The organism is Aminobacter carboxidus (assembly GCF_014863355.1).
Classification (GTDB): Bacteria; Pseudomonadota; Alphaproteobacteria; order Rhizobiales; family Rhizobiaceae; genus Aminobacter; species Aminobacter carboxidus.
The window spans coordinates 131,310-153,533 of record NZ_JACZEP010000008.1 but is presented as its reverse complement, the minus strand read 5'-3'; the positions used below and the strand labels follow the sequence as shown (position 1 = coordinate 153,533).

Annotated in this window: 21 protein-coding genes; 8 read left to right on the top strand and 13 right to left on the bottom strand. The window is 63.2% G+C overall.

The genetic code is table 11. The features are described 5' to 3' along the window. Positions 1–30: 30 nt before the first annotated feature. From IHE39_RS22915 to tpiA, 12 genes are all read right to left on the bottom strand, one after another. Positions 31–360, bottom strand: a complete 330-nt coding sequence (locus tag IHE39_RS22915) for an FtsB family cell division protein (RefSeq protein WP_192568078.1) — start codon at positions 358–360, stop codon at positions 31–33. 90 nt (positions 361–450) lie between these two features. Beyond that, positions 451–846 carry a DUF6636 domain-containing protein gene (locus tag IHE39_RS22910; RefSeq protein WP_184767639.1) on the bottom strand — a complete coding sequence of 132 codons (396 nt, stop codon included), beginning with the start codon at positions 844–846 and terminating at the stop codon, positions 451–453. 64 nt (positions 847–910) lie between these two features. Next, complete coding sequence (gene eno, locus IHE39_RS22905; protein ID WP_184767638.1) at positions 911–2,185, bottom strand: phosphopyruvate hydratase; 1,275 nt, start codon at positions 2,183–2,185, stop codon at positions 911–913. 406 nt (positions 2,186–2,591) lie between these two features. Then, the gene (locus tag IHE39_RS22900; RefSeq protein WP_184767637.1) at positions 2,592–2,957 is read right to left on the bottom strand and encodes a PRC-barrel domain-containing protein; all 366 of its coding nucleotides are present in this window, start codon (positions 2,955–2,957) and stop codon (positions 2,592–2,594) included. An 82-nt stretch (positions 2,958–3,039) separates the two neighbouring features. Then, positions 3,040–3,243, bottom strand: coding sequence for a dodecin family protein (locus IHE39_RS22895; protein ID WP_115731878.1), 204 nt, complete (start codon positions 3,241–3,243; stop codon positions 3,040–3,042). A gap of 87 nt (positions 3,244–3,330) precedes the next feature. Continuing rightward, complete coding sequence (kdsA, locus tag IHE39_RS22890) at positions 3,331–4,164, bottom strand: 3-deoxy-8-phosphooctulonate synthase (protein ID WP_192568077.1); 834 nt, start codon at positions 4,162–4,164, stop codon at positions 3,331–3,333. Next, on the bottom strand, positions 4,161–5,012 hold the full coding sequence (locus IHE39_RS22885) for a VOC family protein (protein WP_192568076.1): 852 nt from the start codon (positions 5,010–5,012) through the stop codon (positions 4,161–4,163). Before IHE39_RS22885 ends, kdsA begins: the two co-directional genes overlap by 4 nt. 53 nt (positions 5,013–5,065) lie before the next feature. Then, positions 5,066–5,608: a DUF1697 domain-containing protein gene (locus IHE39_RS22880; RefSeq protein ID WP_192568075.1), complete on the bottom strand. Its 543-nt coding sequence runs from the start codon at positions 5,606–5,608 to the stop codon at positions 5,066–5,068. Between the two features lie 61 nt (positions 5,609–5,669). Continuing rightward, positions 5,670–7,307, bottom strand: coding sequence for a CTP synthase (gene pyrG / locus IHE39_RS22875; RefSeq protein ID WP_281397471.1), 1,638 nt, complete (start codon positions 7,305–7,307; stop codon positions 5,670–5,672). 149 nt (positions 7,308–7,456) lie between these two features. Next, positions 7,457–8,548: a L,D-transpeptidase gene (locus IHE39_RS22870; RefSeq protein WP_192568074.1), complete on the bottom strand. Its 1,092-nt coding sequence runs from the start codon at positions 8,546–8,548 to the stop codon at positions 7,457–7,459. Between the two features lie 216 nt (positions 8,549–8,764). Further along, positions 8,765–9,220, bottom strand: a complete 456-nt coding sequence (secG, locus tag IHE39_RS22865) for a preprotein translocase subunit SecG (RefSeq protein WP_184767631.1) — start codon at positions 9,218–9,220, stop codon at positions 8,765–8,767. Positions 9,221–9,376: 156 nt separating this feature from the next. Then, positions 9,377–10,141, bottom strand: coding sequence for a triose-phosphate isomerase (gene tpiA / locus IHE39_RS22860; RefSeq protein ID WP_192568073.1), 765 nt, complete (start codon positions 10,139–10,141; stop codon positions 9,377–9,379). A 147-nt stretch (positions 10,142–10,288) separates the two neighbouring features. On the opposite strand from tpiA, the gene IHE39_RS22855 reads away from it, so the two are divergent. The 6 genes from IHE39_RS22855 to lexA all read left to right on the top strand — a co-directional run bounded on the left by IHE39_RS22855 (position 10,289) and on the right by lexA (position 16,520). After that, on the top strand, positions 10,289–12,184 hold the full coding sequence (locus tag IHE39_RS22855; RefSeq protein ID WP_192568072.1) for a peptidylprolyl isomerase: 1,896 nt from the start codon (positions 10,289–10,291) through the stop codon (positions 12,182–12,184). Beyond that, positions 12,181–13,191 carry an anthranilate phosphoribosyltransferase gene (trpD, locus tag IHE39_RS22850; protein WP_192568071.1) on the top strand — a complete coding sequence of 337 codons (1,011 nt, stop codon included), beginning with the start codon at positions 12,181–12,183 and terminating at the stop codon, positions 13,189–13,191. The genes IHE39_RS22855 and trpD overlap by 4 nt, the downstream gene beginning before the upstream one ends. Before the next feature lie 4 nt (positions 13,192–13,195). Beyond that, complete coding sequence (gene trpC, locus IHE39_RS22845; RefSeq protein WP_192568070.1) at positions 13,196–14,008, top strand: indole-3-glycerol phosphate synthase TrpC; 813 nt, start codon at positions 13,196–13,198, stop codon at positions 14,006–14,008. Between the two features lies 1 nt (position 14,009). Continuing rightward, positions 14,010–14,492, top strand: coding sequence for a cyclic pyranopterin monophosphate synthase MoaC (gene moaC / locus IHE39_RS22840; protein WP_192568069.1), 483 nt, complete (start codon positions 14,010–14,012; stop codon positions 14,490–14,492). Next, complete coding sequence (locus IHE39_RS22835; RefSeq protein ID WP_192568068.1) at positions 14,493–15,698, top strand: molybdopterin molybdotransferase MoeA; 1,206 nt, start codon at positions 14,493–14,495, stop codon at positions 15,696–15,698. 105 nt (positions 15,699–15,803) lie between these two features. After that, positions 15,804–16,520: a transcriptional repressor LexA gene (lexA, locus tag IHE39_RS22830; protein WP_184767624.1), complete on the top strand. Its 717-nt coding sequence runs from the start codon at positions 15,804–15,806 to the stop codon at positions 16,518–16,520. Between the two features lie 115 nt (positions 16,521–16,635). On the opposite strand, the gene IHE39_RS22825 is transcribed toward lexA, so the two are convergent. Continuing rightward, a complete protein-coding gene (locus tag IHE39_RS22825) occupies positions 16,636–19,176 on the bottom strand; it encodes a ComEC/Rec2 family competence protein (RefSeq protein ID WP_192568067.1) in 2,541 nt (846 codons plus the stop codon). 101 nt (positions 19,177–19,277) lie between these two features. Here IHE39_RS22825 and gltX point away from each other — a divergent pair, with 101 nt between their 5' ends. Together gltX and gltA are read left to right on the top strand one after the other, a co-directional pair. Further along, the gene (gene gltX / locus IHE39_RS22820) at positions 19,278–20,705 is read left to right on the top strand and encodes a glutamate--tRNA ligase (RefSeq protein WP_192568085.1); all 1,428 of its coding nucleotides are present in this window, start codon (positions 19,278–19,280) and stop codon (positions 20,703–20,705) included. 184 nt (positions 20,706–20,889) lie between these two features. Further along, positions 20,890–22,179, top strand: coding sequence for a citrate synthase (gltA, locus tag IHE39_RS22815; RefSeq protein ID WP_067962369.1), 1,290 nt, complete (start codon positions 20,890–20,892; stop codon positions 22,177–22,179). Positions 22,180–22,224: the final 45 nt, after the last annotated feature.

Genomic DNA, 22,224 nt, shown 5'->3' with positions numbered 1-22,224 from the left:
ACGTTGGATTTCTTGCTGATTAACCGGAAGTCAGTTAATACGGCGCCCGGATGGCCGCATTATGGTCAGCTCATCAGCATGGGACATATTCAAGGCGTTGCGCGCCTGTTCGTCAAGCATGTCCTTCTCCAGCGAGCCGTCGTGGAGCATGTGCACGCGGCGCTCGACGTCGAGACGCTGAGCCCTGACCGTGTCGAGACGCGCCTGGAGTTCGACGGCACGTGCTTCGAGCCGATACTTGGAATAGATGCCGAATTCACCGTGATAGGCGTGGAAGCCGAAATAGGACAGGAACATCGCCGCAAGCGCCGGGACGATCAGGCGTCCAGTGTTTCTCTGCTTGTGCTGACGTGTCCACATGGTGCGCAAAACCTTTTGCACCCTTGTTGCCCAATCATACTTAATGTCGGGTTACGACAGTCTCGTTTCGCACGAAAAACCGCGTCAGATTCAAAACAGCCGCTGCTGCGCCCGCGAAAGCGCAAACCCCGCACCCTGCCCGTTGGTGCAGGTCACGCCCGAGCGCTCGGAGACGCAGCTGATGTTTCCGCGCTCGAAAGTCTCGCCATAGGCCAATTCCGGATAGTCGCCGACGATCGTGTCGCCGGCGCACACCAGCACACCGCGTCTCGACGTTTCATCCAGGCCGAAATCATTGCCCCAGTCCAGTTCGCAGTCCTGCGGGCGCGGTGGCAGTGGCGTTGTCTTGTCGGCGATGTTGCAGCGTATCGATGCATCGTCGTCGAAGAACATGCATTGGATGTTGCCGGTCGGCGAACGGAAACCGTCCGCCGAATCCTGCGCCAGTGCGGGCGACGCAGGAAGCCAGTTGAAGGCGGCGGCCATCAGCAGGCAGAAAGCCAGTCTGTTTGATCTCTCGCTTTGACGCCCGCCTGATGTGCCCATCGGATCAGCCGCGCAAAATTGACCTGCCGGCAAAGCGCGCCTGCCGGCCCAGCTCTTCTTCGATGCGGATCAGCTGATTGTACTTGGCGGTCCGGTCCGAGCGAGCCAGCGAGCCGGTCTTGATCTGTCCGCAGTTGGTGGCGACAGCGAGATCGGCGATCGTCGAATCCTCGGTTTCACCCGAGCGATGCGACATGACGGCGGTGTAGCTCGCCTTGTGCGCGGTCTCGACGGCGTCGAGCGTCTCGGTCAGCGTGCCGATCTGGTTGACCTTGACCAGGATCGAGTTGGCGACGCCCATCTTGATGCCGTCGCGCAGGCGGGCCGAGTTGGTGACGAACAGATCGTCGCCCACCAACTGAACCTTGTCACCGCAGATGTCGGTCAGGTACTTCCAGCCTTCCCAGTCGTCCTCGGACATGCCGTCTTCGATCGAGATGATCGGATAGTCGGCAGCGAGCTTGGCGAGGTACTTGGCCTGAGCCTTGGGATCGCGGGTCTTCTTCTCGCCTTCGTAGACGTAGTTGCCGTCCTTGAAGAACTCGGTCGCAGCGCAATCGAGCGCAAGGGCAACGTCCTCGCCCGGCTTGAAGCCAGCCTTTTCGATCGAGGCCATGACGAAGTCGAGAGCTGCCTGGGCGCTCTTGAGGTTCGGCGCGAAGCCGCCTTCGTCACCAACGTTGGTGTTGTGGCCGGCGTCCTTCAGACCCTTCTTGAGGGTGTGGAAGATTTCCGAGCCCCAGCGCACTGCGTCGCGCAGCGAAGGCGCGCCGATCGGCATGATCATGAATTCCTGGAAGTCGATCGGATTGTCGGCATGCGCGCCGCCATTGATGATGTTCATCATCGGCACCGGCAGGACACGGGCGTTGGGGCCGCCGACATAACGGTAGAGCGGCAGACCCGACGCCTCGGCAGCAGCCTTGGCAACGGCAAGCGACACACCGAGGATGGCGTTGGCGCCGAGGCGGCTCTTGTTGGGCGTGCCGTCGAGCTCGATCATCGTCTGGTCGATGTGAATCTGGTTTTCGGCTTCCATGCCGCCGATCGCCTCGAACAGCTCGCCATTGACGGCTTCGACAGCGCGCTCGACGCCCTTGCCGAGATAGCGCGGGCCGCCGTCACGCAGTTCCATGGCCTCATGCGCGCCGGTCGAGGCGCCTGAGGGAACGGCCGCGCGGCCCATCGAGCCGTCTTCGAGGACAACATCCACCTCGACGGTGGGGTTGCCGCGGCTGTCGAGAATCTCGCGGCCGATAATGTCGATGATTGCTGTCATGTGAGGCATCCCCGGGAGCTGATCGCAGATGGATCGGTTGGATTTCCGCGCCCGTCTTAGCCAAAGATCAGGAAAAGGCAATCGCGGGCGGCCAAATATCACGCTGCGTCAGCCGCCGGATTCACTTTAGACAAAACGCTGTCATCATAATTCATCCGATCAGGCAGGCATCGGCCAAACTTTCGGGTAAACTGCGGGCGCGCGGGGCGAAACAGAGGGAGTTTCGCCATGTCCGAGTTAAGTGGTATCTTGAGTTTGTTCTTCATCGCCGCAGCGTTTCTGACCTCATGCGACAGTCAACCGCCCCCGCAAGGCGTGTCGCAGGTGCGAACTCTTCCGACACCCAGGTAAGTCGCCGGCACAAAAGAAAAGCCCCGCTTCGGCGGGGCTTTTTGCTTCCGCACGATCAGTGCCAATAGGGTTCGACGCGATAGTGCTCATACGAGGCATCGCGCGCCAGGCGACCGTCGTCCTCGGTCAGTTCGTTGACCGAGTAGGAAGGTGCCGCCTTGAGCTGCTCCTTGGAGAACGGGACGACATAGCCGCCGCGGCCCTTGTCGAAGTCAAGCGACGACCACGGAATGGCGTGGTAGCGCTCGCCAATGCCCAGGAAGCCGCCGAAGCCGATGACGGCGAACATGATGCCGTTCGACGTCTTGTCGAGCATGACATCCTCGATCGTGCCGATGGTTTCGCCGGAGGTGTTGTAGACACCGGTGCCGATGACCCGCGATGCGGGAATGGCCGTGGTATGACCAGTCTGGGTCGTCATGATCCTGCTCCTCGTTGGTTGGGGTGCAGGGGTAACGGGCCCCCGGCGTGGAGGTTCCAACATTTCCCGATAGTGTGTGCGATCAGTCGGCGAGGATGAAGGTCACCTTCATGTTGACGCGGTAGGCAACGATCTTGCCGTTTTCAACGACCACCTTTTGGTCCTGGATCCAGGCGCCCTCGACATTCTTCAGCGTCTTCGAGGCGCGCGCGATGCCCTCTTCGATGGCGTCCTTGAAGCTCTTGGTCGACGATGAGGTGATTTCTGTAACGCGGGCAACAGACATGGGATTCCTCCAGCTGATACGCTCAGTCGCGGAGGAAGCGTACGCCCGGCGCAGGCCGGGCTCAAGCTGGAGTTACAGGCGCCAGCGTTAGCCCTTGGCGATGCGATCGAAGGCCATCAGGCGTTCGAGCAAGGCCGGCATGTCCTTGAACGGGACCATGTTGGGGCCGTCCGACGAGGTCGAGTTGTCGGGATCCTCATGCGTTTCGATGAATACGCCGGCAACGCCGACGGCGACGGCCGCACGTGCCAGCGTCTCGACGAAGCGGCGCTCGCCGCCCGAGGTGGCACCCTGCCCGCCCGGCTGCTGAACCGAATGGGTGGCGTCAAAGATCACAGGCGCGCCGATGTCGGCCATGACAGGCAAGCCGCGCATGTCGGAGACCAGCGTGTTGTAGCCAAAGGACGTGCCCCGCTCGGTCACCAGAACGTTCGGATTGCCCGAGCCGGTCACCTTGGCGACCACGTTCTTCATGTCCCAGGGCGCCAGGAACTGGCCCTTCTTGACGTTGACGACCTTGCCGGTCTTGGCAGCGGCGATGAGCAGGTCGGTCTGGCGGCTGAGGAAGGCCGGGATCTGTAGCACGTCGACAACTTCGGCGACGATGGCGCACTGCTCTTCGGTGTGAACGTCGGTGATGACGGTGACGCCGAGTTCCTTGCGCAGGTCGGCGAAAACGGGCAGCGCGGCATCGAGGCCGGCACCGCGCGTGCTCGACAGCGAACTGCGGTTGGCCTTGTCGAAGCTCGACTTGTAGACGAAGCCGATGCCGAGCTTCTGGGTCAGCTCCTTGAGCTTGCCGGCCATATCGAAGGCATGCTGGCGCGATTCGAACTGGCAGGGGCCGGCGATCAGCGACAGCGGCGCGTCATTGGCAATGAGGGTCTTGCCGACCGTCACATTTGCATTCGGCTTGGTCATTTCAGGTCCTCGAATATGAAGGTCGCACCCTGCCCCGGCGCCGCTGGCACCACAAGGCGTTGCCCCTTGAGATCGTGTTCGATGGCGCGTTCGACAAGAAGCGCTCTTGTCGCGGCAAGGTCGTTGACGGCAAAAACCAGCGTTTCAAGGCGAATGCCGGCGGCATCAGGTGCGGTGCGGATCGAAAGCAGCGCGTTTGCGAGCGGCACGCCAACGCCATCGGCCTTGCTGCGTGCAACGGTGGCAAGCAGCTTGCCCGCCGCCACGACGTCGCAGGCAGCCAGCTCGATTTCGACAACGCGCTGGGCACCATTGGCATGCGCCTGCAGCGCCGATCGGTCGACCGCAGGAACATTGGCGCGCTCGCAGGTGAAGAAGAAGGCATCCGCGTCAGCGCTCGGTTGAGCCGCGAAGGCCAGCCGGAACGATGCCTGGTCGGATTTGCCCGACCCGTCGACGAAAGGACGCGAGAAATCGAGCCTCGGTCCGGCGGAAACGCCTGCAGCAACGAACACACCATGGTCAGTGTCAGCGTCGTCGGTTCCGAACACCACGGCCGAAAAACCTTCGTCGCCATGGGCATCACGAAACGCGCGGTCACGGGCGACAAAGACATTGCCTTCACTAACCGCCTTGCCGGCGGCAGCCTTGTCGCCGATCGCCAGTGGCTCCAGGAAGGTGCCGTCGCCGAGATAGACGCAGCAGTTGATCGTGCCGAAGGGATGTGTGCCTTGCGGCGAGACACTGAAGCCGAGCGTCGTAAGCCGTTGCCGTGCAAGTGCCAGATCGGCGGTGGGCAGGACCACATGGTCGAGCGGGCGCGGGCTTTCGGAAGGGCTTTTGGTCATGGCTGCGCTGTGCCTGAAATCCTGATCTGAAGCAAGACTGCGCCCTTTGCGCCTTACGATGCCACCATGTCGCCGAGCCGGCGCACGGTGTTCCAGTTACGTGAGGTGCCGATGCCACCGGCGCGCTTGGGCGTCAGCGCGCCGAGCAGCCTGGACGAGGCGGTACTGCGGGAGAAATAGAGCCAGATGTCGCCGTCGACCGAAGTGAGCTTTTCGTCGGCGGCGGTATAGGGGCGAAGCCGCTCCATGACTTCAGCTGTTACCGGTGCGCGCATCACCCGTACGCCGACCTGGTCGGGATGAAGCTCGGATTCTTCGGGGAACGGGTTGGCAGCGACAAGTTTCTGCCAGGCGGCAGCATCTCGCACGATGATGTCGACATGTTTGCCGAATTTCGGGCTGAAGGCGCCTTCGAGTTCGCGCTCCAGACCTGAAACCGACTTGCCCTCGGCTTCGAAGACGAGATTTCCTGTCGCAACCAGCGTGCGTGGATTGCCGAGGCCGAGGTCCGTGGCCATGTCGCGCAGATCGGACATGACGACGCGCCGGCCGGGGCCAAGCACGATGCTGTAGAGGAGCGCGACATAGGTGGTCATGCGCGGCGCAGCCACTGGGAGATGATGCGCGCCGGCGAAGTCACGACGGCGCGCATGGATATCAGACCAGCCGGCTCTGTTCGACGGCGGCTTCGATGAAGCTTGCAAACAGCGGATGCGGTTCCAGCGGACGGCTCTTCAGCTCCGGATGGTACTGCACGCCGATGAACCAGGGATGGTCAGGGTATTCGACCGTCTCGGGAAGCACGCCGTCGGGCGACATGCCGGCAAACACCAGGCCGCACTCTTCGAGGCGGTCCTTGTAGTCGATGTTGACCTCATAGCGGTGGCGGTGGCGTTCGGAGATGTCGGTATCGCCATAGATCTCGGCGATCTTCGAACCTTCTGCCAGCTTGGCCTCGAATGCACCGAGGCGCATCGTGCCGCCGAGGTCGCCCGCTGCCTTGCGCTTTTCGAGCATGTTGCCCTTGAGCCATTCGGTCATCAGGCCGACGACCGGCTCCTTGGTCGAGCCGAACTCGGTCGACGAGGCATTCTCGATGCCGGCAAGCGAACGGGCCGCCTCGATGCAGGCCATCTGCATGCCGAAGCAGATGCCGAAATACGGCACCTTGCGCTCGCGCGCGAACTTGGCCGCCAGGATCTTGCCTTCCGAGCCGCGCTCGCCGAAACCGCCGGGCACCAAGATGCCGTGGACCTTTTCGAGGAACGGTGCGGGGTCTTCCTTCTCGAAGACCTCGCTCTCGATCCAGTCGAGCTTGACCTTGACGTTGTTGGCGAGGCCGCCATGCGACAGCGCCTCGATCAGCGACTTGTAGGCATCCTTGAGGCCGGTGTATTTGCCGACCACGGCGATGGTGACCTCGCCTTCCGGATTGTGGATTAGTTGCGACACGTTCTGCCAGGGATCGAGACGCGGCTTGGGCGCCGGATCGATGCCGAAGGCCGCCAAGACTTCCGAGTCGAGGCCTTCCTTATGGTAGGCCAGCGGCACGTCGTAGATGTGGCCGACATCGAGCGCCTGGATGACAGCCGATTCACGCACATTGCAGAACAGCGACAGCTTGCGGCGCTCTTCCTTCGGGATGTCGCGGTCGGCGCGCACCAGCAGGATGTCGGGTGCGATGCCGATCGAGCGCAGTTCCTTGACCGAATGCTGCGTCGGCTTGGTCTTCAGCTCGCCTGCCGTTGGGATGTAGGGCATCAGCGTCAGATGGACGTAGACCGCGTTGTTGCGCGGCAGGTCGTTGCCGAGCTGGCGGATCGCCTCGAGGAACGGCATCGCTTCGATGTCGCCAACGGTACCGCCGATCTCGCACAGCACGAAGTCGTACTCGTCATTGCCGTCGAGGATGAAGTTCTTGATCTCGTCGGTGACGTGCGGAATGACCTGCACGGTCGCACCGAGGTAATCGCCGCGCCGCTCGCGTTCGATGATGTTCTTGTAGATGCGACCGGTGGTGATGTTGTCGCTCTGGTTCGCCGAACGCCCGGTGAAGCGCTCGTAGTGACCGAGATCGAGATCGGTTTCCGCCCCGTCGTCGGTCACGAACACCTCACCATGCTGGTAAGGCGACATCGTTCCCGGGTCGACATTGAGATACGGGTCGAGTTTTCGGATGCGCACGCGATATCCGCGTGCCTGCAGAAGAGCCCCGAGGGCCGCTGCGGCTATGCCTTTTCCAAGGGAAGAGACCACGCCGCCGGTAATAAAAACATATCGCGCCATGGGATTCATCGCTTAACGCGGCCAAATCGATTCCGCCAGAGAAAAATCCGCCGCGTCGGACTTTTCCCTATGTGGCTGTTCAACATTGCTGCCTGGTTGGCGCGCAAACAAAAAGGCCGGCGTGACCGCCGGCCCGCTATCAGCGTTTTGAAAACGCCTTACATGACGATGACTTCTGAGCCCATCCTCACGCGGCTGTAGAGATCCATGACATGGTCGTTGACCATGCGGAAGCAACCGTTCGAAGAGTTCGTGCCGATCGTCTGCGGCTGATTGGTACCATGGATACGGATATGGGTATCCTTCTTGCCCTGGTAAAGGTAGATGGCACGCGCGCCGAGCGGGTTTTCCGGCCCGCCATTCATACCGTCCTTGTACTGGCCGTATTTCCTGGGCTCGCGTTCCTGCATTTCCTTTGTCGGGATCCAGCGCGGCCATTCCTGCTTGTCGCCGATGGTCGCCTTGCCCTTGAATTCCAGGCCTTCGCGGCCGACCGCGATGGCATAGCGCCGCGCCGTCGAAGACGATTCGATCAGATAGAGGTAGCGCGAGCCGGTATCGACAACGATCTGGCCACGCTCGTAGCCGGGGAACGATACTTCCTGCGGCTCGAAGTCGGACTTCACCTTGAACTGCTTCTTGGCCTGCTTGGCCTGCAGCACGGCGTCGAGGGCGCGCGTCTGCGGCAGCATCGACTGCTGCGGCGCGCTGCCGCCGAAGATGCCGGCGAGCAGGCCGGTCTGGCGCGGACGCTCCTGGCTCTCGCTGCGCAGTTCGCCATTGTTGCCGCTCGAAGCGACTTCAATCGCATCTGGCGTCAGCGGCTCGATCGGCTTCATCACTTCGATCGGCTGCGTGTTGCGCTTGGGCGCGGGAGCCGCCGCGGCAACCTGGACGGTCGCCTTTTCGGTCTTCTTCAGGCGGGCGAGTTCGCGCGCCTGCTCGGCCTTTGCCTTGGCAGCGGCCCGCATCGCCATCTTCTTGGCCTCGAGCATCTTCAGCCGGGCTACTTCCTTGTCGGCCTTGATCTTGGCCTCGAGGTCCTTGATTCGCGACAAATCCTCGTCGCTGGGCTTCTTCTTTTTCTTGAGCAGCTTGAGCTCGGCTGCGTCGCTCTTGGCGGCAACAGCGATAACGTCGCTTGCGACAGGCTGCGGTGCAGCAACCGTGCCCGCCGAGGTGGCGGCGAAGGCTGTCGAGTTCATGAAGGTGGCGCAAAGGCCAGCAAGAAGGATGCGGCGGAGCTGCATGGCGAAGGATCCCGAACGTTCAACGCAAATTTTCTTGCGACAACGCGCAGTGCCCCCAAGGCTCCCCCGCCGAAATGCCGCAACCCAGCTATAATCGATTAGCCGGAGGCGCCTCAAGGGAGGCACCACCGGCTGACCAATCGAATTGTCGTGATTTATGCGGCATTTGCCGCAACTGTGTTCAAACAACAACAGGTTGCGGCAAAGGGTAAATGATTAGTTAGGAACCTGCGGCGTCGCAGGGGCTGCCGGAGCGGGCTGCTCGGTGCCCGAGCCGGCGGGCGCAGCCGGCTGAGTCGCAGGCGCCGTCGCGTCGGATGCCGGGGCAGCCGGAGCGGCAGTGCCGGGTGCGGCAGGGGTGGTCGAGCCGCCGAGCTGGTCGAGAACGCCCTTGCCGCCAGTGGTTCCACCCTGGGTAGTCGGCACGCGGTCAAGGATATCGGTCGGCTTCGCACCATAACGAGCGACGATCGACAAGGTCAGCGACGTCACGAAAAACACCGTCGCTAGGATGGCCGTGGCGCGTGTCAGCGCATTGGCAGCGCCGCGCGCCGTCATGAAGCCTGATCCGCCACCGATGCCAAGGCCGCCGCCTTCAGAGCGCTGCAGGAGCACCACGCCGACAAGGGCGAGCACGACCATCAAGTGAATGACGATGAGGACGGTTTCCATTGCGCTTCCTGGGATCTTTCCTGACGGGGACTTGCCGCGCGCCGAAGCGCCCGGCATTCCGGAGGCGGCTCAATACAATGCTTTCTAGGCATTTCCAAGCCCGCCGGCCGAATATGGGGTGACACGCTGCCTTTGCAACGGTCACGTGTGGTCAATTCAGAGCTTGAGATAGGCCTCGGCGATGCCGAGGAAGTCGGCAGCCTTGAGGCTGGCGCCTCCAACCAGTGCGCCATCGACGTTGGCGACTGCCAGCAGTTCGTTGGCATTCGATGGCTTGACCGAGCCACCATAAAGAATGCGCATTTTGGCAGCCGAGGCACCCAGTTTCTCGGCAAGGCGCTCGCGGATATGCGCATGCGCCTCGGCGACGTCGGCCACCGTTGGCGTCAAGCCGGTGCCGATCGCCCAGACCGGCTCATAGGCGATGACGGCGTTGACGGGCGTTGCGGTCGTCGGCACCGAGCCCTCGATCTGGCGTGACAATACCTCTAGCGTCGTTCCGCCTTCGCGTTCGGCATGGGTTTCGCCGACGCAGATGACGGCGACCAGCCCTGCCCGCCATGCCGCTTCCGCCTTGGCGCGAACGAGGTCGTCTGTTTCACCGTGGTCGGTGCGGCGTTCGGAGTGGCCGACGATGACGTGGCTGGCACCGGCATCCTTGAGCATCTCGGCCGAGACGTCGCCGGTATGGGCACCGCTCTCCTTGGCATGACAGTCCTGACCGCCTGTCTTAACCGGCGTGCGATGCAGTATCTCAGCGGCACGCGAAAGCAGCGTCGCCGGAACGCACAGAAGCGCGTCGGTCTCGGCATCCAGGCCGCTCATGAAGCCGCCGGCAATGCTGCGCAATTCGTTGAGCGAGTTGCTGGTGCCGTTCATTTTCCAGTTGCCGGCAACGAGTGGGCGGATTCCTGGCGTCATGGTGCTGTTCCCTCGAAATCGATATTCGCTCGGGCAACCTCACTACCAAAAACAAGCCACAAAGCAATCGACACTGGCGGCGAAGGGCGCTATTGCGCTTCGTTCATGCAGGCGCATGCGACAATGCGCGTATACGGGATCTGATACATGCTCGAATCGATGCGAAGTGCTGCTGGAACCTGGGTTGCGAAGCTGTTGCTTCTGCTCCTCGTCGTCAGCTTCGCGATCTGGGGCATCTCGGGCCAGATGCTCAACCAGTTTGGCAGCGACCAGGTGGTGACAGCCGGCGGCACGTCGGTTTCGGGCGTCGAATACCGCCTCGCCTATGACCGTCAGCTGAACGTCATGTCGCAGCAGTTCGGGCAGCGCCTGACCCGCGACCAGGCCAACGCGCTCGGCATCGACAACCAGGTGCTTTCACAGCTCGTCGCCGGTGCGGTGCTTGACGAACAGGCCCGCAAGCTCGGTCTCGGCCTGTCCAAGGACCGCCTCGCCGAACTTACCTGGGACGATCCGACCTTCCGTGGCGCCGACGGCAAGTTCGACCGCCAGGCCTTCGAATACATCCTGCGCCAGATCGGCATGCGCCCCGAGGACTATCTGAAGAACCGCGCCCAGGTTGCTGTGCGACAGCAGATCGTCGAAGCGGTTTCCGATGGCCTTGAGGCTCCCGACACCTTCCTGCGCGCTGTCGCGCTCTATCGCGGCGAAGATCGCACCATCGACTACCTGCCGCTGCCGAAGTCGCTTGTCGAACCGATTGCAGCACCTGCCGACGACGTGCTCAAGGCCTGGTTTGAGGAAAACAAGACGAACTACGCGGCCCCCGAGTTCCGCAAGCTGAGCTACGTCAAGCTCGAGCCGGAAGACATCATGGATCCCGCCGCCATCACCGACGAGCAGGCGCGCCAGGACTACGACAAGAACAAGTCGCACTTCACCACCGCGGAAACGCGCAAGATCGACCAGCTGGTCCTCGGCGCCGATGCGGCCAAGGCCGCTTCCGACGCGATCAAGGGCGGTGCGACTTTCGACACGATTGTGGCTGACCAGGGCAAGACCGCGGCGGACGTGGCGCTGGGCACGCTGAGCAAGGACAAGATCGCCGACAAGGCCGTTGCTGACGCCGCCTTTGCGCTGCAGGCCAACCAGGTCAGCGACGTCGTCCAGGGTGCTTTCGGCCCGGTGCTGGTACGCGTCAGCGAAATCACGCCCGAGACCGTCAAGACATATGACGAAGTCAAGGACCAGATCCACAAGGAGCTGGCGCTGGCCGAGGCCAACCGCATCCTGCTCGACGTGCACGACTCCTATGAGGACGCCCGTGCCGCCGGCGAGTCGATGAAGGCTGCCGCCGACAAGCTGAAGCTCAAGATGGTGACGATCGACGCCATCGACCGTGCTGGCCAGCAGCCGGACGGCACCGTCGTCAACAGCCTGCCGGACTCGCGCAAGCTGATCGAGGCAGCATTCGTTGCCGAGGTTGGCACCGAAAACCCGCCGCTCAATGTCGGCACCAACGGTTTCGTCTTCTACGAGGTCGACGAGATCACCCCGGCCCGCGACCGCACACTCGACGAAGTGCGTGAGAAGGTTGTCGCCGACTGGACCGCTGCCGAAGCAACCAAGCGCCTCAGGACCAAGGCCGACGAGCTCGAGAAGCGCCTCAAGGATGGTGCAACGCTCGACGTGATCGCCGCTGAACTCAAGCTCGAGAAGCAGACCAAGCGCGGTCTCAAGCGCGAGGCCGACGATGCCGATTTCGGCCGCGACGGTGCGTCGGCGATGTTCGCCATGGGCCAGGATGGCACGGGCATCATCCCCGCCCCTGCCGGTGATGCGCAGATCCTGTTCAAGGTCACCGAGGTGTTCGAGCCGGCCGGCGCAGACAAGAGTGCTGTGCCAGAGGACGCGCAGAAGTCCTTTGCCTCCGGCATGTCGGACGACCTGCTCGACCAGATCGTCGCCCAGCTTCAGGGCGAGTACCAGGCAACGATCAACCAGGCGGCGATCACGCGCGCACTGGCGGTGGGAACGCAATGAGCGCACTCAAGCCGCATATCGCCAAGGTCGCCTCAGGCACCCCCCTCACCTTCGAGGAGGCGCGCGAGGCATTCGACATTATCATGTCGGGCGAAGCGACGCCCGGCCAGATCGGCGGCTTCCTGATGGCGCTGCGCGTGCGCGGCGAGACCGTCAGCGAGATATCGGGTGCTGTCGCCACCATGCGCGACAAGATGCTGCGCGTCGAAGCCCCTGCCGATGCCATCGACATCGTCGGTACCGGCGGTGACGGCTCGCACAGCGTCAACATCTCGACGGCATCGGCCTTCGTCATCGCGGGCGCAGGCGTGCCTGTCGCCAAACACGGTAACCGTGGCCTGTCCTCGCTGACCGGTGCCGCCGACGTATTGACCGCACTCGGCGTCAATATCGACCTGTCGCCCGAAGCGATCGGCCGCTGCATACATGAAGCCGGCGTCGGCTTCATGTTCGCGCCGGCGCATCATCCGGCGATGAAGCATGTCGGCGCGACCCGTGTCGAACTCGGCACCCGCACCATCTTCAACCTGCTCGGCCCGCTCTCCAATCCCGCTGGCGTCAACCGCCAGCTGGTCGGCGTGTTTTCGCCCGAATGGGTGCAGCCGGTGGCCGAAACGCTGAAGGAACTCGGCGCCGCGCATGTCTGGGTCGTCCATGGCGACGGCTATGACGAGATCACCACCACCGGCGAGACCCATGTCGCTGCCCTGCGGGACGGCGTCATCAGCACCTTCACACTGGCGCCTGAACAGGTTGGTCTCGCCAGGCACGCGCGCGAAGAACTGCGCGGCGGCGATTCCGCATACAATGCCTCGGCACTGCGCGGCGTTCTCGAAGGTGCCAAGGGCGCTTATCGCGACACGGTGCTGATGAATGCCGGCGCTGGTCTCGTCGTTGCCGGCAAGGCAGCGACGATCGGCGACGGCGTGCCGCTTGCGGCTGATGCGATCGACAGCGGCCGTGCCAAAGCAGTGCTCGACCGCCTGGTCGCCGTTTCGAACGGATAACGACATGGCCGACATCCTGCGCCGCATCGAAGCCTACAAACGCGACGAGATCGCCGCTGCGAAGGCTGCCGTGCCGCTCTCCGAACTCAAGGCGCGCGCCCGCGACGCCTCGAAGCCACGCGGCTTCCTGTCGGCACTTGAGGCAAGGCTCAGCGACAACCGCTTCGGCCTCATTGCCGAGATCAAGAAGGCGAGCCCCTCCAAGGGTCTCATCCGCCCCGATTTCGATCCGCCGGCACTCGCCAAGGCCTATGCCGACGGCGGCGCTGCCTGCCTGTCAGTGCTGACCGACACGCCGTCCTTCCAGGGCGCGCCTGAGTTCCTGACTGCCGCGCGTGACGCCTGCGCCTTGCCCGCGCTGCGCAAGGACTTCATGTTCGAGCCCTACCAGGTGCAGGAGGCACGTGCCTGGGGCGCCGACGCAATCCTGATCATCATGGCCAGCCTCAGCGACGACGACGCCAAGCGGCTCGAGGATTCGGCCTTCGAACTCGGCATGGACGTGCTCGTCGAGGTGCATGACGAAGAAGAGACCGAGCGCGCACTCAAGCTTTCGTCGCGCTTGCTCGGTATCAACAACCGCAACCTGCGCAGCTTCGAGGTCAGTCTCGACACATCGGAGCGTCTGGCGCCGATGGTTCCGGCCGATCGGCTGCTAGTCGGCGAAAGCGGCATTTTCACCCATGCCGATTGCCTGCGCCTGCAAAAATCCGGCATCTCCAGCTTCCTCGTCGGCGAAAGCCTGATGCGGCAGGCCGACGTGGCCGCGGCCACTCGCGCGCTGCTCGACGGCGCGCCCCAGGCTGCAAGCGTCTGACATGGCAAGCATCCTCACCCATATCGGCACAACCGGTGAAGCCAACATGGTCGATGTCGGCGACAAGGCCGAGACCACGCGCACGGCGATCGCCGAAGGCCATGTCACCATGCGCCCGGAAACGCTGGCACTGATCCTGTCGGGCAACGCCAAGAAGGGCGACGTGCTCGGCACCGCCCGCATCGCCGGCATCATGGCCGCCAAGCGAACGCATGAACTCGTGCCGCTGTGCCATCCGATCCTGCTGACCAAGGTTTCGGTCGAGATCGAACCGGACGATGCCTTGCCCGGCCTGCGGGTGACAGCGCTGGCACGCGTTACCGGCAAGACCGGCGTCGAGATGGAGGCGCTGACGGCGGCCTCAGTCGCTTGTCTGACCATCTATGACATGGCCAAGGCCGCCGATCGCGGCATGGTGATTTCCGGCATCAGGCTGGTCGAGAAGACTGGCGGCAAGTCGGGCGACTACAAGGCAGCCGACTAGATGGCGCTGCTGCCCGTCGCCGACGCTTTGGCGCGCCTGCTCGACGGCGCTGATCCGCGCGGTACGGAAACCGTTGGCCTTGGCCAGGCTTCGGGACGCGTTCTGGCAGCGCCTTTGCACGCCTTGCGAACACAGCCTCCCTTCGACGCTTCGGCGATGGACGGTTATGCCGTGCGCGTCGCCGACATCGCAGCGCTCCCGGCGCGACTGACGGTCATTGGAGAAGCCCCGGCAGGCAAGCAATTCACCGGAACCGTGGCGCAAGGCCAGACGGTGCGCATCTTCACCGGCGCACCGGTGCCCGCAGGCGCCGACACCGTCGTCATCCAGGAAAACGTGAACGATCTCGGTAATGGCGAGATCGAGGTGATCGAGCCGACCGCCGCCGGCCGCAACATTCGTGCCAGGGGCCTCGACTTCAAGCAGGGCGACCTCATTCTGGACACCGGGCGCGTGCTCGACCCCGCCGGGCTCTCTCTCGTCGCTGCAGCCAATCATCCCAGCGTCGAAGTGGTGCGGGCGCCTTTGGTCGCGATCATCGCCACCGGCGACGAATTGTTGCCGCCAGGCAGCAATCCTGGTCCCGACCAGATCATTGCCTCCAACGCCTACGGTGTCGGCGCGATCGTCCAGTCGGTCGGCGCGCGTGTCCTCGATCTCGGCATCGCCGCCGACCGCACCGATGCAATCTCCGCACTGGTTGCCAAGGCGCTCGCCGCGGACGCCGACGTCATCGTCACTCTGGGCGGCGCATCGGTTGGCGACCACGACCTCGTTCACCGCGTCCTGACCGATCTCGGCATGAGCCTCGACTTCTGGAAGATCGCGATGCGTCCCGGCAAGCCGCTGATGTTCGGGCGGCTTGGTGCCAGCCGCTGTGTCGGCCTGCCAGGCAACCCGGTCGCCAGCCTGATCTGCTCGCAGATCTTCCTGAAGCCCCTGCTGGCGAAGCTCGGCGGACGTTCCTATGCGCCCGACATCCGCAGCGGCGTTCTCGACACGGCGATGGCGGCCAATGACCTGCGCCAGGATTTCGTCCGCGCCATTGCGCGCGAGACATCAGAGGGTCTGATCGTTACGCCCTATTTGATCCAGGACTCCTCGATGCTGCGCACGTTGGCCGACGCCAACTGCGCCATCGTCCGCGCGCCCTTCGCACCGGCTGTCGAAGCCGGCAGCAGCTGCCAGGTCATGATGCTACGCTGAGAACCGGCCTTCTGCCTTTACGAAATATCAACAGTTGCGGAACACAACTGGAACATATAGTGTTTGTTCTGGGTTTGTTTTTCTTCTGATTCCTCGGGGGTGGCGATGCTGACGCGCAAACAACACGAGCTTTTGCTATTCATCCACGAGCGACTGAAGGAAGCTGGCATTCCGCCATCCTTCGACGAGATGAAGGAAGCCCTCGACCTCGCCTCCAAGTCCGGCATCCATCGCCTGATCACGGCGCTCGAGGAACGTGGTTTCATCAGGCGCCTACCCAATCGTGCCCGGGCGCTCGAAGTGTTGCGCCTGCCCGATTCCATTGCGCCCGGCCTCAACGCGGCGCGAAAATTCTCGCCCAGCGTCATCGAGGGCAGCCTTGGCCGCAAACCCGAGCCTTCGCGTTCGATGTCGGCCGGCAATGACGACGATGCCGGTTCGGCCATCACCATTCCGGTCATGGGACGTATCGCAGCGGGTGTGCCGATCGACGCCATCCAGCACAAGACGCATTCGATTGCGGTTCCGCCAGATATGATCATGGGCGGCGAGCACTACGCGCTCGAAGTGAAGGGCGACTCGATGATCGAGGCCGGTATCTTCGACGGCGACACAGTCGTCATTCGCAGTTCGACCACGGCCAATCCCGGCGAGATCATCGTTGCGCTCGTAGACGACGAGGAAGCTACGCTCAAGCGCTTCCGCCGCAAGGGCGCCTCGATCGCGCTCGAAGCTGCCAATCCCGCCTACGAGACCCGCATTTTCGGGCCTGACCGAGTCAAGGTACAGGGCAAGCTGGTCGGGCTGATCCGCCGCTACTGATTTTCTGAGGCTGCGGACAGCTGGCTAGAAAATGCGGTTTTGACTGTGGCCTCGACCTGTTCATTGTGCCTACCACAATCCGGCAAGCAGCAGCCTGACTGATCTGCACTTGGGGCTATCGTGCCGTTCCTGGCAACTGCGCCGGAGCGGCGGTTGTCGACGCCTTCTGTTGCGCGGTGGTTGCCGCCGCCGGCACCTTTGGACGCCTTTCGGTCCGCTTGTAGGGCGGCAGTCCCCTCGCCTCGCGTGAGTACTGACGTTGGGCGTGCCATGGGCGGTATGGCTCGGCCACAGCGTGGCGAATGTCGACTTTACGGCCTCCGGATGCTGTCGCCGGCTTGATGAATATCGCCGCACTACCAAGGCGAGCTAGCTCGCGCTTGGTAAGGACGGTCACGTCCGAGCAGATATCTTTCGTCGTGGCATCGTCGACCACGATGAGGTCGGCGCTTGCGCAGGCGCGCCCGGCGGCTGCGGCGTTCGCTGCATGAACGATCCGCGCGCCGTCCGGCTCTTCAACGGTGCACAGCCCATCGCCGCAAACGAAGGAAGCCACGTCGGAGACATCTGCGTCTCCGGTTATTTGTCCACGGGGTGCTTTGGTTGAGTTTCCGGCGCCAGCCCTGCCATTTGCGGGCATGCGTGCCGGACTGACGACCGTTTCAGACACCAGCGCGCGCTGCCAGTTGTCGATGGTGAACTGGTTCGGCCGGGCGCGGTTGATGGCGAGCTTATCGTCGGCCAACGGCACGCCCACGAGGCGGCCGTCTTCGGAGACAAGAACGTCGGGTGTTTCCGTTTCCACAACCATCAGCAATCCAAGAGCCGCGAAGGGCAGTGCCGCGGCGCGCAGCCAGGTCGTTGCCGTCGATGCAATGATCAGTGCGGTGGTGAGCAACAGCACGGCATGCGGCGAGACCAGGCCGACCGCATCGAGCGGCGAACGCTCCGAGAACCAGGTGGCGACGCTAATCATCGCCTTCAGGCCGATGCCCATCGTGTCGAGAAAAATGCCGTCGAGTCCGAGAGGCATGAAGATGCCTGCCATGACTGCAAACGGCATCACCAGAACCGAAACCAGCGGCATCACGGCCAGATTGGCGAACAGGCTGAGCGGCGAGACGCGTTGAAAATGCCAGGCGCCGAGGACGCTGGTTGCCAGCCCGGCAATCACCGAGGTTGCGACGAGCCCGACTGCCACCGTGGCAAGCCAGCGCCAGAGCTTCGATGGCAGCGACCTTTGCCCGACCCGCAGCACTTGCTCTTCCCGCCTGTCTGACCACCAGGCATAAGCACCGACAAGCGCGGCCGTGGCAGCGAACGACATCTGGAAGCTGGGCCCGACGACCTCATGCGGTGAAATCAGGATGATGACGATGGCCGAGATCGCCAGGTTGCGCATGGTAAGTGCCGCGCGGTCGAACAGCACGGCCGTCAGCATCACCGCCAGCATGATGAAACTGCGCTGTGCCGCGACCTCGGCGCCTGAGATAAACAGATAGCCGCTGGTGGCGACCAGTGCCGCACCTGCCGCATATTTCTTCACCGGCCGGCACGAGGCGAAGGCGGGAAAGGCCGCGAAGAAAAAACGCATCAATAGCATGACGGTGCCTGCGACCATCGCCATGTGCAGGCCTGAGATGGAGATGATGTGATAAAGCCCGGTACGCCGCAGCGCCTCGTTGACGTCCTCCGGGATGCCGCCGCGCACGCCGACAACCAGGGCTGCCGCGATCTCGCCCTCCGGCCCGCCCAAGCGGCCGCGAACGCGCTGGGCAATCTCTTCACGCGCGTTCTCGATCGAAGCAGAAGCACGGTCACGGGCTGACAGTGGCTGTGTCGAGGCAGTAAGCTCCGGCCCCTTCATGAAGAAGCCGCTGGCGCCGATGCCGTCAAAGTAGCTTTCGAAGGAAAAATCGTAGCTTCCCGGCCGCACCGGCCCCGACGGCGGCATGAGCCTGGCATACCCCGTCACCTCAGACCCCGCCATAACGCCTTCGGGAAGCTTGCGTGCGGTGAGCCGCACCCGCTCCGGCGCATAACGCAAGACGGGCCGCGTAGTCGCCAGAACGTCGAGCGTCAGCCGTACCCGGCCGTTGTCCAGATGATCGATTCCGGCGACGCGTCCGGTAAGGGCGGTCGATATTTCGGCGCCCAGCATCTTCGTCGCCACGCGATCGGTTTCGAATTTTGCCACGGCCATGCCGAGCATGCAGGCAGCAAATGAGGCGAGCGCGTAGTGGAGGAGCCGTTGTCCGCGGGTGATGAAGGCCAGCACGGCTGGAAGTATAAACGCCACGAGAAGCGGCGCGAAATCCGGCTCGGCCGGAAGCGCAAAATACACCAACGCACCAAGGGCCAGAAAAACCGGGAGAAGCAGGAACGCGACACCGCGGTCGAGTTCCATTTCGATCGCAGCCAGTGCGGATCGCGCGTTGATCTGCTGGCCAGCCAGCAACGAGGATTTTCGCCGCAGCCAGGACGAGTTCCAAGACTGCAACTGCACCTTGCCGGTAGCAATGGCCACACCCGTGTCAGGCGCCACAGGCTGTACCCACGCGACATCATGCGCAACTGAACCGGCCAGCAAGTCGCGCTCGCTCGCCTCGACCACCGGATTGTTACCGGCCTGCCCCTCCCGCACGCGGTCGCCCATGGGCCTGCCCCTTGCGCCCCAGACCTTCTATGCTACATCAACCCCACACAAACGCCATGCGCCGCCGGCTATCGCCCAAGCGCGCCCTGCCTCCCTTGGAAATCGCCATGTCTGTCGTCACCCGCTTCGCCCCCTCGCCCACCGGCTATCTGCACATTGGTGGCGCGCGTACCGCTTTGTTCAACTGGCTCTATTCCCGTCACACCGGCGGTACCATGCTGCTGCGTATCGAAGACACCGACCGCGAGCGCTCGACCGATGCCGCAACTGCCGCGATCCTCGAGGGCCTCACCTGGCTTGGCCTGACCTGGGAAGGCGAGCCGATCTCGCAGTTCGAGCGCGCCCAGCGCCATCGCGAAGTGGCCGAAGAACTGGTTCGTATGGGCAAGGCCTATTATTGCTATGCCTCGCAGGAAGAGCTGACCGAGATGCGCGAGAAGGCCCGCGCCGAAGGCAAGCCGCCGCGCTATGACGGCCGCTGGCGCGACCGCGATCCGTCGGAGGCGCCTGCAGGCGTCAAGCCGGTCATCCGCATCAAGGCGCCGCAGGACGGCGAGACGCTGGTGCTCGACCGTGTGCAGGGCGATGTGCGCTTTCCCAACAAGGATCTCGACGATTTCATCATCCTGCGTTCGGACGGAGTGCCGACCTACATGCATGCGGTTGTCGTCGACGACCATGACATGGGCGTCACCCACATCATCCGTGGCGACGACCACCTGACCAACGCCGCACGCCAGACTGTCATCTACACTGCCATGGGCTGGGACGTGCCGGTCATGGCCCACATCCCACTGATTCACGGCGCGGATGGCGCCAAGCTGTCCAAGCGCCACGGCGCGCTCGGCGTCGATGCCTATCGCGCCATGGGCTACCTGCCCGAGGCGCTGCTCAACTACCTCGCACGCCTCGGCTGGAGCCATGGCGACGACGAGGTGATGAGCATCGACGACATGATCGGCTGGTTCGAGATCGAGGACGTCAACAAGGGTGCTGCGCGCTTCGACTTCGCCAAGCTCGAGGCGCTGAACGGCGTCCACATGCGCCAGATGGACGATCGCAAGCTGTTCGACATCTTCGTTGCCACCTTGCCCTATCTGCCCGGCGGCGATGCCATCCTCGGCGGGCTTGACGACACGCGCAAGGCGCAGCTGCTTGCCGCCATGCCGGGCCTCAAGGAGCGCGCCAAGACGCTGATCGAACTGGCCGAAGGTGCGGGCTTCCTGTTTGCCCAGCGTCCGCTGCCGCTCGACGAGAAGGCGACCGGCCTGCTCGCCGGCCCGGCCAAGGATATCCTCAGGGGTGCGCACGCGGCACTTGCAACGGTTGCTGCCGGCGACTGGAATGCAGCCAACGCAGAAGCCGCGATCCGCGAATTTGCGGTTGGAGAAAACCTGAAATTGGGCGGTGTTGCCCAGCCCTTGCGGGCTGCATTGACGGGCAAAAGCACCTCGCCTGGGGTGTTCGATGTCCTGGCCGTTCTAGGACGCGACGAAAGTCTAGCCCGCATTTTTGATCAAATCGATTAGGTCAGCAGTGCTTTCCTAGTTTTGCATTGAAATGAGGCTGTTGCGGTGCAACATTGCGGCAACAGGTCAATTTGAAAGCAGCGGGAAAGCTGGGAAGCGAGTTCAAGCGTTCCGGGCCTAATGGGTTGCCTTGTTATGACGATTGCGCCGCGCAAGGCGGCAACTCAGCACTAAGGAGTATGCGATGACTGATTCGACCGCCAAACTGGAGTTCCGCGGCCAGACCCACGAGTTCAAGGTCCGCGGCGGAACGGTCGGACCGGATGTGATCGACATCGCATCGCTCTACGCCACAACGGGCGCCTTCACCTACGACCCGGGCTTCACGTCGACCGCAAGCTGCGAATCGGAAATCACCTTCATCGACGGCGACGCTGGTGTCTTGCTGCACCGCGGCTATCCGATCGACCAACTCGCCGAGCACGGCGACTTCCTCGAAGTCTGCTACCTCTTGCTCTACGGCGAACTGCCGACCAAGGCGCAGAAGGACGACTTCGATTATCGCGTCACGCGCCACACCATGGTGCATGAGCAGATGTCGCGCTTCTTCACCGGCTTCCGCCGCGACGCGCACCCGATGGCGGTGATGTGCGGCGTGGTCGGCGCGCTGTCGGCCTTCTACCACGACTCGACCGACATCTCCGACCCGCATCAGCGCATGGTCGCCTCGATCCGCCTGATCGCCAAGATGCCGACGATCGCTGCGATGGCCTACAAGTACCACATCGGCCAGCCGTTCATTTACCCCAAGAACGAGTTGAACTTCGCTGCCAACTTCCTGCACATGTGCTTTGCCGTGCCGTGCGAGGAATACAAGGTCAACCCGGTGCTGGCGCGCGCCATGGAGCGCATCTTCATCCTGCACGCCGACCACGAGCAGAACGCCTCGACCTCGACCGTGCGTCTCGCCGGCTCGTCGGGCGCCAACCCGTTCGCCTGCATCGCGGCCGGCATCGCCTGCCTGTGGGGCCCTGCACATGGCGGCGCCAATGAAGCGGCGCTCAACATGCTCAGCGAGATCGGCCATGTCGACCGCATCCCGGAATTCGTTGCCCGCGCCAAGGACAAGAACGATCCATTCCGCCTGATGGGCTTCGGCCACCGCGTTTACAAGAACTACGATCCGCGCGCTAAGATCATGCAGAAGACCACGCATGAGGTTCTCGGCGAGCTCGGCATCAAGGACGATCCGATGCTCGACGTCGCGATGGAGCTCGAGCGCATCGCGCTGACCGACGAGTACTTCATCGAAAAGAAGCTGTACCCGAACATCGACTTCTATTCGGGCATCACGCTGAAGGCGCTGGGCTTCCCCACCACCATGTTCACCGTGCTGTTCGCGCTTGCCCGCACCGTCGGCTGGATCGCGCAGTGGAAGGAAATGATCGAGGATCCGCGCCAGAAGATCGGCCGTCCGCGCCAGCTCTACACCGGTGCCACCGAGCGCGACTACGTGCCGATCGCCAAGCGCTAAGCACTGCACCCCCGCGGGCCAGGCACGCGGCGGTGTTGCAGCCAA

Bases quoted from the DNA above. Each gene is read 5' to 3' on its own strand.
- IHE39_RS22915 (WP_192568078.1), bottom strand. From the start codon at position 360: ATGTGGACACGTCAGCACAAGCAGAGAAACACTGGACGCCTGATCGTC.
- IHE39_RS22910 (WP_184767639.1), bottom strand. From the start codon at position 846: ATGGCCGCCGCCTTCAACTGGCTTCCTGCGTCGCCCGCACTGGCGCAG.
- eno (WP_184767638.1), bottom strand. From the start codon at position 2,185: ATGACAGCAATCATCGACATTATCGGCCGCGAGATTCTCGACAGCCGC.
- IHE39_RS22900 (WP_184767637.1), bottom strand. From the start codon at position 2,957: ATGACGACCCAGACTGGTCATACCACGGCCATTCCCGCATCGCGGGTC.
- IHE39_RS22895 (WP_115731878.1), bottom strand. From the start codon at position 3,243: ATGTCTGTTGCCCGCGTTACAGAAATCACCTCATCGTCGACCAAGAGC.
- kdsA (WP_192568077.1), bottom strand. From the start codon at position 4,164: ATGACCAAGCCGAATGCAAATGTGACGGTCGGCAAGACCCTCATTGCC.
- IHE39_RS22885 (WP_192568076.1), bottom strand. From the start codon at position 5,012: ATGACCAAAAGCCCTTCCGAAAGCCCGCGCCCGCTCGACCATGTGGTC.
- IHE39_RS22880 (WP_192568075.1), bottom strand. From the start codon at position 5,608: ATGACCACCTATGTCGCGCTCCTCTACAGCATCGTGCTTGGCCCCGGC.
- pyrG (WP_281397471.1), bottom strand. From the start codon at position 7,307: ATGAATCCCATGGCGCGATATGTTTTTATTACCGGCGGCGTGGTCTCT.
- IHE39_RS22870 (WP_192568074.1), bottom strand. From the start codon at position 8,548: ATGCAGCTCCGCCGCATCCTTCTTGCTGGCCTTTGCGCCACCTTCATG.
- secG (WP_184767631.1), bottom strand. From the start codon at position 9,220: ATGGAAACCGTCCTCATCGTCATTCACTTGATGGTCGTGCTCGCCCTT.
- tpiA (WP_192568073.1), bottom strand. From the start codon at position 10,141: ATGACGCCAGGAATCCGCCCACTCGTTGCCGGCAACTGGAAAATGAAC.
- IHE39_RS22855 (WP_192568072.1), top strand. From the start codon at position 10,289: ATGCTCGAATCGATGCGAAGTGCTGCTGGAACCTGGGTTGCGAAGCTG.
- trpD (WP_192568071.1), top strand. From the start codon at position 12,181: ATGAGCGCACTCAAGCCGCATATCGCCAAGGTCGCCTCAGGCACCCCC.
- trpC (WP_192568070.1), top strand. From the start codon at position 13,196: ATGGCCGACATCCTGCGCCGCATCGAAGCCTACAAACGCGACGAGATC.
- moaC (WP_192568069.1), top strand. From the start codon at position 14,010: ATGGCAAGCATCCTCACCCATATCGGCACAACCGGTGAAGCCAACATG.
- IHE39_RS22835 (WP_192568068.1), top strand. From the start codon at position 14,493: ATGGCGCTGCTGCCCGTCGCCGACGCTTTGGCGCGCCTGCTCGACGGC.
- lexA (WP_184767624.1), top strand. From the start codon at position 15,804: ATGCTGACGCGCAAACAACACGAGCTTTTGCTATTCATCCACGAGCGA.
- IHE39_RS22825 (WP_192568067.1), bottom strand. From the start codon at position 19,176: ATGGGCGACCGCGTGCGGGAGGGGCAGGCCGGTAACAATCCGGTGGTC.
- gltA (WP_067962369.1), top strand. From the start codon at position 20,890: ATGACTGATTCGACCGCCAAACTGGAGTTCCGCGGCCAGACCCACGAG.